At 35.5% G+C, this 12,517-nt stretch carries 16 protein-coding genes; 8 read left to right on the top strand and 8 right to left on the bottom strand.

Translation table 11 applies throughout. From position 1 onward, the window contains the following. Positions 1–20: 20 nt before the first annotated feature. From EKQ63_RS05780 to EKQ63_RS05770, 3 genes are all read right to left on the bottom strand, one after another. Entirely contained in the window at positions 21–389 is a 369-nt protein-coding gene (locus EKQ63_RS05780) for a DUF3992 domain-containing protein (protein WP_042515701.1), read from the bottom strand. Positions 390–487: 98 nt separating this feature from the next. Continuing rightward, complete coding sequence (locus EKQ63_RS05775) at positions 488–1,093, bottom strand: DedA family protein (protein ID WP_074567633.1); 606 nt, start codon at positions 1,091–1,093, stop codon at positions 488–490. A 17-nt stretch (positions 1,094–1,110) separates the two neighbouring features. Continuing rightward, a complete protein-coding gene (locus EKQ63_RS05770) occupies positions 1,111–1,392 on the bottom strand; it encodes a YkvA family protein (protein WP_000733844.1) in 282 nt (93 codons plus the stop codon). A gap of 340 nt (positions 1,393–1,732) precedes the next feature. On the opposite strand from EKQ63_RS05770, the gene EKQ63_RS05765 reads away from it, so the two are divergent. Further along, positions 1,733–2,545, top strand: coding sequence for a non-homologous end joining protein Ku (locus EKQ63_RS05765; RefSeq protein ID WP_087951451.1), 813 nt, complete (start codon positions 1,733–1,735; stop codon positions 2,543–2,545). A 17-nt stretch (positions 2,546–2,562) separates the two neighbouring features. Here EKQ63_RS05765 and EKQ63_RS05760 read toward each other — a convergent pair whose 3' ends face one another. Beyond that, entirely contained in the window at positions 2,563–3,342 is a 780-nt protein-coding gene (locus EKQ63_RS05760) for a DUF2935 domain-containing protein (protein ID WP_087994037.1), read from the bottom strand. Between the two features lie 14 nt (positions 3,343–3,356). After that, positions 3,357–3,785, bottom strand: a complete 429-nt coding sequence (locus EKQ63_RS05755) for a VOC family protein (protein ID WP_173602243.1) — start codon at positions 3,783–3,785, stop codon at positions 3,357–3,359. Between the two features lie 33 nt (positions 3,786–3,818). Between EKQ63_RS05755 and EKQ63_RS05750 the strand changes: the two genes are divergently transcribed. The 4 genes from EKQ63_RS05750 to brnQ2 all read left to right on the top strand — a co-directional run bounded on the left by EKQ63_RS05750 (position 3,819) and on the right by brnQ2 (position 6,422). Further along, positions 3,819–4,034: a spore coat associated protein CotJA gene (locus tag EKQ63_RS05750; protein ID WP_087951448.1), complete on the top strand. Its 216-nt coding sequence runs from the start codon at positions 3,819–3,821 to the stop codon at positions 4,032–4,034. 8 nt (positions 4,035–4,042) lie between these two features. Continuing rightward, positions 4,043–4,306: a spore coat protein CotJB gene (gene cotJB / locus EKQ63_RS05745; RefSeq protein ID WP_001075543.1), complete on the top strand. Its 264-nt coding sequence runs from the start codon at positions 4,043–4,045 to the stop codon at positions 4,304–4,306. A 12-nt stretch (positions 4,307–4,318) separates the two neighbouring features. Further along, the gene (gene cotJC, locus EKQ63_RS05740; RefSeq protein WP_000265276.1) at positions 4,319–4,888 is read left to right on the top strand and encodes a spore coat protein CotJC; all 570 of its coding nucleotides are present in this window, start codon (positions 4,319–4,321) and stop codon (positions 4,886–4,888) included. A 217-nt stretch (positions 4,889–5,105) separates the two neighbouring features. Further along, positions 5,106–6,422, top strand: coding sequence for a branched-chain amino acid transport system II carrier protein BrnQ2 (gene brnQ2 / locus EKQ63_RS05735; RefSeq protein WP_143880821.1), 1,317 nt, complete (start codon positions 5,106–5,108; stop codon positions 6,420–6,422). Positions 6,423–6,466: 44 nt separating this feature from the next. Here brnQ2 and EKQ63_RS05730 read toward each other — a convergent pair whose 3' ends face one another. The 3 genes from EKQ63_RS05730 to EKQ63_RS05720 form a co-directional block, all read right to left on the bottom strand. Then, a complete protein-coding gene (locus EKQ63_RS05730; RefSeq protein ID WP_087951446.1) occupies positions 6,467–7,477 on the bottom strand; it encodes an ABC transporter permease in 1,011 nt (336 codons plus the stop codon). Position 7,478: 1 nt separating this feature from the next. Further along, a complete protein-coding gene (locus tag EKQ63_RS05725) occupies positions 7,479–8,345 on the bottom strand; it encodes an ABC transporter permease subunit (protein WP_087994034.1) in 867 nt (288 codons plus the stop codon). Between the two features lie 88 nt (positions 8,346–8,433). Further along, positions 8,434–9,168: a YwaF family protein gene (locus EKQ63_RS05720; protein ID WP_143880820.1), complete on the bottom strand. Its 735-nt coding sequence runs from the start codon at positions 9,166–9,168 to the stop codon at positions 8,434–8,436. 211 nt (positions 9,169–9,379) lie between these two features. On the opposite strand from EKQ63_RS05720, the gene EKQ63_RS05715 reads away from it, so the two are divergent. Genes EKQ63_RS05715 through EKQ63_RS05705 form a run of 3 tightly spaced genes read left to right on the top strand, consistent with a single transcriptional unit; the run spans position 9,380 to position 12,338 of the window. After that, positions 9,380–10,483, top strand: a complete 1,104-nt coding sequence (locus EKQ63_RS05715) for an efflux RND transporter periplasmic adaptor subunit (protein WP_087951443.1) — start codon at positions 9,380–9,382, stop codon at positions 10,481–10,483. Next, positions 10,480–11,154 carry an ABC transporter ATP-binding protein gene (locus EKQ63_RS05710; RefSeq protein WP_000609103.1) on the top strand — a complete coding sequence of 225 codons (675 nt, stop codon included), beginning with the start codon at positions 10,480–10,482 and terminating at the stop codon, positions 11,152–11,154. The genes EKQ63_RS05715 and EKQ63_RS05710 overlap by 4 nt, the downstream gene beginning before the upstream one ends. A 26-nt stretch (positions 11,155–11,180) precedes the next feature. Beyond that, complete coding sequence (locus EKQ63_RS05705) at positions 11,181–12,338, top strand: ABC transporter permease (RefSeq protein WP_411469470.1); 1,158 nt, start codon at positions 11,181–11,183, stop codon at positions 12,336–12,338. The last annotated feature ends 179 nt before the right edge of the window (positions 12,339–12,517 follow it).

Below are 12,517 nucleotides of genomic sequence, written 5' to 3'. Positions count from 1 at the left end.
CTTAGCCCTCTCCTTTTCTATTATGAAAGTGGATAACGTGTAGTTATACAAAACTCCCCTTGATATGTTCCAGCTGTTGCAGCAGGTAAAGTGACTTCAATTGTCACGAAACGACGGTACGTAAAAGCTATACTTGTTCCTGGGTTTAATGTTTGTGTATCAATTGTAGCTCCTGCTGCATCTAAAATTGTCAGTGTGATTGGAGCAGGTCCGACGTCATATCGAACAAACCCTGTTCCAATCATATTTTGATTAATATTATTGTTGTACAGTACATTCGTAATAGCAGTTGCTACTACAGTTCCTGACCACGGACTACACACTTTATCTTGCACATAATTTTTATCTGGACAACAAGTTAAAGCTGACCCTGAGCACTCACAAGACATAGTTGTTTCCCCTCTCTCTTTTATATTCCCTATATGTGTATGTCCCCCAGAGTCTTTTGCCTGTACTATTCATCTATTTTCAAAAAATATTCATATGACTAGATAGATTCCGTTTTGTTTCTTTTTTTCATATATTTATAGACAAAAATACTAGCCACGATAAGAAGAACGCCTCCTAATATCGGCAGCATATATTGCCCAACAACATCCGCCGCTTTTGCCCAATGCGGACCTAATTTCATGCCAAAATAGACATATAAAGTCGTTAACGGAAACATTGCTACAAATGTATATATGCTAAACTTCCATATGTTCATTTTCGCCATGCCACACGGAACAGAGATAAGCGTTCGAACCCCAGGTACAAAGCGTCCAACAAATGCTACAACTGGTCCATATTTCTCAAAGAAATCATCTGCTTTTTGAATTTGTTCTTCTTTAATAAAGAAGTATTTCCCGTACTTTATTAATAGAGGACGACCACCGTAATAACCGAGTGCATATAACGTTAACGGTCCTGTCGTTCCGCCAAGCGTTCCAGCTAATACAGCTAGCCAAAAATTCATATCACCCTCGTACACCCAATATCCAACCATAGGCAAAACGACTTCTGCTGGAATAAATTCAAACGTTAAAGCCAATACAACTCCAAAATAAGAAAACTGCTTTAAAAACTCGATTATATCTAAAATCATTTGCTCCATATTTTCTAGCCCAACTCCTATCCTACATTTACGTTATGCTTTTCTTGTAATTGAACTGGCGCCATTTTTACAATTCGGTTCAAAATAAATAACACAATCCCAATATCATCTAAAATACCGATGAACGGTAAGAAATCTGGAATTAAATCAAGCGGCATCGCTACATAACCAACTAAAAAAGCAATGGATAGGATTTTCTTCTTTATTGAAACCTCTTTTGAAGTAAAAAAGTCAAATAGGAATGGAACGAAACGACGAACATGAAATACAACTCTTAATCTACTAATCAATTTTTTCATTTTTATTTCTCCTCTCTTTGTATACAAAAAGGCCCCTACCAAATATGGTAAGGGTCCTAAAAAAGACAATAAGGGGCCTTTACCATTGCTGGTAAAGGTCTCACTAACAACGAAACGTTGCCAATAAAGCCGAGGGTTTCTCCCTGTAATGACGACTTTACTGTAATAAGTTACTCCCCTTTATATACACAATTTTATACAATCACATTAAAATATTTTGGAGGGCTTGTCAACATATTTTATATCCCAAGCCCTTCCGTAAAAAACAAAAGACGTATAGGAAATTTCTTACTATCTCATAATATACATAATCATTTTTAAGCGAAAGGAGATGTTTCATTTGCATACCGTCTGGAAAGGTGCGCTTTCACTTGGACTATTAAATATAGGAATTAAACTATATAGCGCCGTAGAAGAAAACGATATAAAATTTTTAAGTCTCCATAAAGAATGCTTAACACCTATTAAATATAAAAAATTCGCTCCTGATTGTACGGATGAAGAAATTGATGATAAAGATATTGTAAAAGCCTATGAATATGCACCTCATAAATACATTATTATGGATGAAAAAGAATTAGCTGCGTTGCAAAAAGCTCACGAACCACGATCCATTCGTATTATATCTTTTGTCCAAAATGACGAAATCGATTCTGTTCTTTATGACCGCTCTTATTTTATAGGCCCTACCCCAGGACATGAAAAATCATATTTGTTATTAAAAGAAGCTCTTGAACGTACAAATAAACTTGGGCTTATTCATATTGCTATTAGAAAAAAACAACATTTAGCTATTATCCGTAACTTTGAAGATGGACTGATGTTGCAAACCATTCATTACCCTAATGAAATTCGCGATATAACAAATACACCTAACTTACCAAGTAACGAAAATTATCCGATCCAAAAACAAGAACTCACTGCAGCAATGAATTTAATCCATCATCTTACAAATCCTTTTGAACAAGAAATGTATACAGATGAGTATAAAGAAGCTCTTACCGAATTAATCGAAAATAAAATTGAACAACAGGAAAAAACGGAAACAATCTCTCCTGCTCCAAACATCATCAATATTATGGAGACATTACAGGCAAGTATTGAACAAGCAAAAATAAAAAGAGACAATAAAACAGAAAAAGAGGCCAAATAAAATTGACCTCTTTTTCTTTAAAGCGGATTACATTTTGGCATTTCAAGTCCAGACGATTGAGCTAATTTTAATAAGTAATAACATTCCTCTCTTGCCATATGGTCTGCCATTCTAGCTGATAATGTACTTAATACTTCATTTGATAACTCCAATTCTTCAACTTCACGTAAAAAATGTGAAAATAATTTCAATTCAAGTGAAACATCTTTTGTAAACTTCTTCAATGCTGGAAAATGATGAAGCTCCGTTCGTAAATATCCAGTCATCTCAACCGCCTTTAAGTAAAATTGTTCAAAATGCTTCGTAAATTCTTCGCTTTTCTCTTTTAATCTTTTTTCAACAAGATCTAGCCCACCAGAAATAGAACCCGCATGACCAGCCGCATCCGTTAACCAAACGAGATGATAGTGCAGTTCATGAAAAACAGGCGGAACTTCCCCTTTCTTCAAAAACTCTAAAACTGTTATATACTCTTCCACTTCGTTTACCATATGATTAATAAAAGTTGGCGTAAAATGAATCGTAATTTTCCCTTCCAACTGCTTCTGTATAATATTTAATTTAAATGCCCGAATTTCCTTAGCAGCTTGTTCAGCCTCTTTTGAGAATGCCATCAGATTTACATTCCGAACTTTATTTAACAGATTCGTAAATGTTTCAACAAAGTAAGTAGCTTTCTTTATATCCTCTGTTTCCTTCGGCGCTAACGCATCAAGTAAAAACTGCGCATGATCAGTAAGTACCTTTAGCCAAAATTGATGCTCAAACAATGCACTTTCTTCATAATTTCTCTCCACTAAATCCCCTCCGTCTATTCATCCTTCTCCACCACTTGAAGTTTATATCCATCTGGGTCTTGTACTACAATACTCTTTGCACATTCATTTTCTGTATATAAAATTTCATAAAACGCTAGCTTCTTTTTCAATTTCTCTATGTTAGAAATCGTAAATGTTAAAGCCTCACATGAATCTATAACACTTTTTTCCCGCCCACCTAACATGCGATTCATGACAAAACTAATTCTCGTTGAATCAGCATCATACCAAACCCCCGTTACATCTAATTGCGGTCTTTCTAAACTAGGTTTAATTCCTAAAATCCCTTCGTAAAAATACAACGTTTCCTTTAAGTTTTTCACTTCCAATACAATGAATTGTTTCACAGTCTCCACATTCATTCCCCCCGTACCTATTACTTTTTTATATGTGTCATAAATGCTCATTATGTCTGAATACAATACGTAGTAATGAACATGTAAGGAGGTTTATTCGTGAATAAATATATGAGATCATTCGTGCCCTATCATAGTCCTCAAGATCCTTGCCCTCCTATCGGAAAAAAATATTACTCTACTCCTCCTAATTTATTTTTAGGTTTTCAACCGCCAAATTTACCACAATTCTCACCGAAAGAAGCGCTACAAAAAGGAACCTTATGGCCTGTTTTTTATGACTATTATGAAAATCCTTATAAAAAAGGGCGGTGACTACTGACGTGAACCAGCCACTACCAGAAGAATACTATCGACTTTTAGAGAATCTCCAAGAACTAGACTTTGTACTAGTTGAACTAACTCTTTACTTAGACACCCACCCAGATGATACGGCAGCTATTAATCAATTTAATGACTTTTCCTATAAACGGAGAGTATTAAAACAACAGATGGAAGAAAAATATGGGCCACTTCAACAGTATGGAAATAGCTATTCTAATGCCCCTTGGGAATGGAGCAAAGGTCCTTGGCCATGGCAAATATAAAGGAGAGAAACTATGTGGATTTATGAGAAGAAATTACAATACCCAGTTAAAGTAGGAACTTGCAATCCAGCACTTGCAAAATTATTAATTGAGCAATATGGCGGCGCAGATGGAGAGTTAGCTGCTGCACTACGTTACTTAAATCAGCGTTATACAATTCCTGATAAAGTCATTGGCCTCCTTACCGATATTGGTACAGAAGAATTTGCACATCTTGAAATGATTGCTACGATGGTTTATAAACTAACAAAAGATGCGACTCCTGAACAGATGAAGGCAGCTGGTCTCGATCCTCATTACGTCGATCATGACAGCGCACTTCATTATCATAACGCAGCTGGTGTTCCATTTACTGCAACCTATATACAAGCTAAAGGTGATCCCATTGCCGACCTATACGAAGATATTGCCGCTGAAGAAAAAGCACGTGCCACATATCAATGGCTCATTAATCAATCAGACGATCCCGACATAAATGACAGCCTACGCTTCTTACGTGAACGAGAAATTGTCCATTCACAACGTTTCCGAGAAGCCGTTGAAATTTTAAAAGAAGAACGCGATAAAAAAATATTTTTTTAAAACACGTATCCTAGTGATATGTGTTTTTTTACGTTATAAGTTAAATCCTTCCTATTAAACATATAAATAGTATATTTATTCGATTTAATGCATTATTTTTTAATTTTTTCAAAATTCCCTATTGCTTTCTAGTCATCAGACCTTTAAAATAATAACAGTTACTCGACAAATTGTTTGAATTTTCGACAAAAACACTCATTAGGAGGATTTTCTTTATATGCGTACAACTTTAAAACCAGCACAAATACTTTCGATTAGTTTATTACTATTCGCAGTTTTCTTCGGTGCTGGTAATATGATTTTCCCGCCCCTTCTCGGTCTTTCTTCCGGAGGAAATATGTGGATTTCCATTACAGGATTTATTATTACAGACGTCGGTTTATCTCTACTTGCTATCGTCGCTGTAGCCCTTGCCGGTGGTAGTTTTAACACGTTAGCAAGCCGTGTTCATCCAAAATTTGCAGCAGTATTCGCTATCATTATTTATCTTTCAATCGGCCCACTATTTGTTATTCCACGAACTGGATCTGTATCTTACGAAATTGGGATTGCACCACTTTTCCCAGACCAATGGTACTCTATGTTAGTTTTTAGTGCGATTTTCTTTACAGTCGTCTACTTCTTATCATTAAATCCATCAAAATTAGTAGATCATATCGGAAAAATATTAACGCCAATTTTACTTGGAATTATTGCAATTATGGCAACAAAAGCAATTCTTTCACCAGGAACGTTTGCAGAGCCTATCGGTGACTATAAAGACATCCCGTTTTTCAAAGGATTTCTTGAAGGATTTTTAACGTTAGATGCAATTGGCGCTCTCGTACTATCAACAATTGTTGTAAATACAATTCGTCAAAACGGTATACAAGAGAAGAAATCTATCGCAAAATATACAATCATTTGCGGAAGCATTGCTGCTCTATTCTTAACAATTGTTTACTTCTTACTCGGTTATATCGGAGCTTCAAACGGGAACTTAGGGCAATTCGAAAACGGTGGTCAACTATTAGCTACTGTTATGTATCAATTCTTTGGGACAAGCGGTAATATTTTATTAAGTATCGCCATTATCTTCGCTTGTTTAACAACGGCAATTGGTGTTGTAAGTGCATTTGCAAATTACTTCACAACAGTGCTAACAAATGTTTCATACAAAAAGCTTGTGCTATACGTTTGTATCTTTAGTTTCGTTATTTCAAACTTAGGATTAAGCTTATTAATTAAAATCACACTACCTGTATTAATTATTTTGTACCCAATTACGATCATTTTAGTTTTCGTATCATTTATCGATAAATATACGAAACGTAAACCTTCTGTCTACATTGGAGCAATGATCGCAGCATTTATTATTAGCTGTATTCATGCACTTGATAATGTGGAAATGATACCAAGCTTTATCGCTAATATCGTACACACCATTCCTTTTTATAACTTAGGAATTGGCTGGATCATTCCAGCAATAATCGGCGGTATAATTGGATACTTTATTCCGCAAACAGAAGCTGCAGGTGAAGTTTCTACAAAATAAAGAAAAGAAGCAAGCATGAAATCTATGCTTGCTTCTTTTTCTCTTCACATCGTATGTTTAAAGGTAAATAACTCTTCTTTTGACTGCACAGCAGATTGTTCCGCTTCTACTACGTCCTTCTTTATCTCTCCTCCTAATCTTACTTTCAACATCGCCTCTTCTATACTTTTCACAATCATATTTCCTGAAAAAATAGTAAGCCCGAAAAATGTAATTGGGACGAGAGGAATCCATGGATGCACTGTTAAAGATCTAAAGTATACCCCAATTAACCCTGACCATTCGTGTGTGTACGATTCTATTTCTTTTATCCCTATCGGTCCACCAAACTGGACTGTCCCTCCAAAAAACACCTCAAGTAACCCTAAATGAAGTAAAATAGTCAAAGTTTGAGTAAACTGTTGAAGAAATACGATTATAAAAGTCATATAGAGATGCGGAAAAAGATGTTTTATAACAATACGTCTCCTCGATCCGCCTAATATGCGCGCAGCATCAACAAATTCTTCCGTTTGTAATTTACGAACTTCCTTCGCGACATACAGTGCAATAACCGGCATCGCAAGCATTACAAGTAATACAACTTGAAACGAAGCTCGCTCAAAAAAAGTTGATGTCTCCTCTCCGCTTCCAAAGCTATTCACAGATTGAAGAAAGAAATACGCAATCATAACTGTCGGAATAACTGTAAAACTGTCAAAAAAAGCCTCAATCTTTGAAAAGCCTCTTTTTATATATGTTCCGAGCAAAACACCGAAAAACACCCCCATTACCATTCTAAGTAATGCGATTAAAAACGATATTCCAATCGTCCACTTTGCTCCCTCAATTACTAAATGTAAAAGGTCATATCCATTCCGGTCTGTCCCAAGTAAAAATTGAAATGAAGGTGAAAACGGTGGCACTTCTGGATTTTCATCCGCATCATATTGCAATGTAACTTGTCTAATGTGTCCATCATTCCATAACGTATTTCCGATGCTCAAAAGAACTAATATGAGAAAAAATCCAACGCTTATCCAAAACCTTTTATCACGTTTTATATACGTCCACATATTATAATCTCTCCTTCATCGCAGCCGGAACAAGATAATGAAACGATTTAAATAAAATAAAAGTTGGAATGTAGATAAGTAGCACACTAACAATGAACAACTCAACCTTCATATCCGGATATGATTTCACAAACATAAAAATACCTCTCGTATTAAAAATCCATTCTATAATATATAAATTTGATAACATAAAAAAGATATTCGTTTTCGCAAAGAAAAGTGTACTAAGCAACACATTTCGTAAAATATGACGATTTAAAATATGAAAACGCCCCAAACCTTTCGCCTTAGCAAATAATACATAATCTTTTTCTAATTCATTTTCAAAACGAAGCACTAACAGTTTTACAAACATAATCGTAGTCGGGATGCTCAAACAAAGTATCGGCAATCCTCTAATTGACTCGCCTCCAATTGCCGCAATTTTAAAAGGTAAAAAACCTGTTTGTTTAAAAAACCATATAACTAAAATTTGTGATACTAAAATAAGAAGAATGTCTGGAATGGATTCTAGAAAGATGAGAAATGATTTAATGCGATGTTGTATACGCGGCGAACTACTCATAATCATATAGACAATACAAAATGCTACAAATAATGAAATGAAAAATGCAGCCAAAAAAATAACGATTGTTTCTTTATAATGGACAAACAACTGTGGAAATACAAATTTACCACTTGCATATTGCATATTGGAGATATCCATTAATTTCGCAAATACTTCTTTTAGACTTTTTATGTATTCTGATACATTTAGCTCAAACCCATAAAATAATTTCGGCAGTGCACCTAAAATAATAATACCCAAAATCGAAATAAGAAATTGAATCGTCACTTCCATTCCATTCAAAAATACCTTTTTGACCATTTTCGCCCTTCTCTCTATATAATTTACCCTTTAATTTTATTCTTAATTTTCTGAATTGTAAATATTTAATATATAAAAAATCGCTAGGTTATGACCCTAACGATTCTTTGTGTAACTGTTTTTCTCTTTTCGCAAATGGCATATATAAAATAAAACATCCAATAAGCGCTGCGAGTTCTAATGAAATAATATAGTAAGGATGTGGTCCTAACATATCAAGTAATGAAGCTGTTTCTGGCTTATGAGCTAAAAACATATAATTACCACCTGTTTTGTAATTTACAAACGAAACAATTGGAATCAATATGTTTAAAAATATCATTGTGCGTTTAATAGATTGTACTGTCGGACGATATCCTTCCACCCAAGTCATAAAGAGTGGCGCCCAAATGAGCAATATATGCGCGATAAAATATTCAATGAAACGAAAATGCGGAAAAACATACTGCAAGTTCGGTGTTAAAATGGCTTGTGATGCACCAATAATTCCTGTAAAAAATACAATCTCATATATACGGTAACTTTTCGTTATGATCATAATTGACGCTAACAACAAACTAATCGTACATAACTCAAACGGTAATGAAGTGGCTAGCTCAAAAATCCCTGCTTTCCACTCCCACATATGCAGTCCAATTTCACTCCCTATAAATAAAAATGCAATCGCATATCGAACCGTTATATTCCACTCATTTTGACGTAATACATCTTGGTATTGATATAAAAAAACGATTCCCACCAACAGAATAAATAATATAATGGCATGTTGCCTTGAGTAGGGAATAAACGGTTTTAATGGATGCGCACTAAAATAAGCTTCCATCTTCCTTCCTCCTCTCCTTCATACAATATTATTGTAAGAAAGAAACAACGAGTCAATTCATTTGCTTACACTGGGACAAGCTCTACCTTACATTTACATATTCATACCTTACAAAACTGTAAGGTTATTGTAAGCTAAAACGATTTGTCAGATTCTTCACCTCTTCTATACTTAATGTAGATACTAAAACGAACGAAAAGGTGATAAATAGATGAAAAAGAAAAATAAAGTGTTAATTACTAGTGTAGTAGCAATCGGAATTGCAGCTGGATCATACTTTGCATTTGCTGGGGGCGGTTCAGATGTAGCAATGGCATATAGCGGATATAAAGTAACCGAAAAACAAATCCAAAACGCGCAAAAATTTGGCGGTGAAGTCATTCCAAACGGAATTGAAACAATTTCATTCGATCCAACAAAAGGAACATATGAATTAGCTGTTAAAAAAGGCGATGAAGTGAAAAAGGGTCAGCTTCTATTTAAATACAATGATCCGACTGCGAAACAAGGTGTAACAGAAGCAGAAATGCAAAAGAAAATCGCACAAAAAGAAGTAACGTTGCTCCAAAAACAAATTGATGCAGCGAAACAAAAATTACAAAAAGATAAAAATGCAGGCCTTCCTGCTGAAGCATTAAAAGCATCAGAAGCCGAAGTTGGGCAAGTAGAATCACAAATTGAAATGAAAAAGTTTGAAGTTGAAAAAGCTGATGAAATGATTAAAGCAGCAAAAGAGAAAGTAAACAATCTTTCTGTAACGAGCCCTGCTGATGGCGTAATTGATGATATCGTAAAAATCGCTGATGAAAAAACAGGTATGAGCGGTATTACACTTCGTCATGCTGGTCCATTTAAAGTAAAAGGTCAACTTTCTGAATATGAGCTTGCTAGTATGAAAGTTGGGCAAGAAGTAACTGTTTCTTCAAAAACTGTCGCTGGAAAGACTTGGACAGGAAAAGTAACAGAAATCGGTTCTACACCATTAAAGAGTATGGACGAAAACAAAACAGTTTCTAACTATCAATTCACTGTCACATTAGATAATAGTGAAGAATTACAAAATGGCTTCCATGTATATGTAATGAGTAAATCTGGCGAAGCAACTGGTACAATTGTTCCAAAAAGCAGCATCGTGAAAAAAGGTGACAAAAATGTTGTCTTCGTTGTAAAAGACGGTAAAGCGAAAGAACAAGCAGTTACTGTTGAATTCGAAACAGATAGCGAAGCAAAAGTTTCTGGAGTGAAAAAAGGAGAGGAAATTATCTCTAAACCGGAAAAAGACTTAAAAGATGGTATGGAGGTTGTCGCCCAGTGATTAACTTAAAAGGCATCACGAAATCCTTCCAAAACGGTGCAGAATCCGTTCAAATATTACACGGTATTGACGTAACATTGAACCAAGGAGAATTCACCTCTATTATGGGACCATCTGGTTCTGGTAAATCAACATTAATGAACATTATCGGTTGTTTAGATAAACCGACGACAGGTACGTACGAACTAGCTGGGCAAAACATTTCAAACATGTCTGAAACAGAACTTGCACGCGTTCGTAATAAGGAGATCGGATTCGTATTCCAAAACTTCATGTTATTACCGAGACTTACAGCGCTTCAAAATGTAGAACTACCTCTTATTTACGCTGGAGTCGATAAAAAAGAAAGACGTGAGCGCTCATTAGCTGCTTTAACAAAAGTAGGTTTAGCTGATCGTGCTACTCACTTACCGAACGAATTATCAGGTGGACAAAAACAGCGTGTCGCTGTTGCACGTGCAATCGTAAATAATCCAAAGTTCATTTTAGCCGATGAACCAACGGGGGCACTTGATACGAAAACAAGTACACAAATTATGGACCTCTTTTACGAATTAAATAAACAAGGCTCAACAATCATTATGATTACCCATGATCGTGAAATCGGGGAAGCTGCAGCACGTCAAATTGTAATTCGTGACGGAAATATCGTCCAAGATTGGAGAGGTTAATTTTGAACACGAGTGAAAATATACGCATGGCCCTTTCCTCTATCTTTGCTCATAAAATGCGTTCTATCTTAACGATGCTAGGAATTATTATTGGGGTTAGTGCCATCATTACCATTATCTCGATTGGGGATGGAACAAATGCAAAGTTCCGCGAACAAATCGGGAACGAAAAAAAAGATCAGTTTTCTGTAAATTATAAGACGGAAGATTACTCAGATATGGACGGAAAAATTTCCTCAAGCATGTATGAAAGTATATCAAAAATTTCTGGTGTACAAGAAGTTTATCCAGATGTAAAAGGAAAAGAAAAAGTATATGCAGGAAAAAAAGAATTAGATTTAGATATTACCGGTGCAAAAGGTGATTATTTTGAAGATACATCTAAATTCAAACTTGAGCACGGTAGATTTTTAACAGCAGCTGATTTAGACAGACCTGAACATACAATTGTATTAAATACAGATGCTTTTGATAAATTATATTCTTCATGGGAACCAAACTTATATATAGATATAAAAGGTACACCATACAAAGTAGTTGGCGTATATTCAGTAAAAGCAATGATGGGCGGCATGACATTTAAAGAAGGTGTCATTTCAGCAGAAAATTGGCCCGTACTATTCGGAAAAAACAACTACGATTCTGTAACAGTAAAAATTGCTCCTGGTCAAGACAAGGAAACTGTTCAAGAAGCAGTTGTAAAATCATTAAATGAAGCAAAAAAACCAGAGCATTCAGGTAAATTTGAAGTACCAGATCCACAAGAATTCTTAAAAGAAATTGATAGCTTCACAGGTATACTAAAAAGCGTATTCGGTGGTATTGCTGCTATTTCCTTACTTGTAGGTGGTATTGGTGTAATGAACATTATGCTAGTATCTGTAACGGAGCGGACACGCGAAATCGGTATCCGTAAAGCATTAGGTGCAACACGTGGTAAAGTATTAATGCAATTCTTAATCGAAGCTTGCATTTTAACAGCATTAGGTGGTTTTGTCGGATTTATGCTTGGGATCTTCTTCGCATGGATTGTCGCAATGTTTGCAGGATGGCCACTTGTCGTTTCACTAAAACTAGGACTTATCTCTGTTGCCCTATCCATGTTAATCGGTATACTATTCGGTCTACTACCAGCTAACAAAGCTGCAAAACTGGACCCAATTGAATGTTTACGATATGAATAAATAAAAAACGTAGGAGTTTACACTCCTACGTTTTTTATTTATCCCGCTTTAATGGGCAGTAAGACCCCCACCTCAAAATTCAGTGAAAGCAAAGAAGTTAGGTGGGGGTCGGGCTGCCCATTAAAGTCCGATTGGTGAGGGCTAATAATCAGTGGGGGATGAAGAAAACCCCCACTGAT

Source organism: Bacillus sp. BD59S (assembly GCF_007363175.1).
GTDB classification, from domain to species: Bacteria; Bacillota; Bacilli; order Bacillales; family Bacillaceae_G; genus Bacillus_A; species Bacillus_A pacificus.
This window is presented reverse-complemented; position numbering and strand designations above follow the sequence as displayed.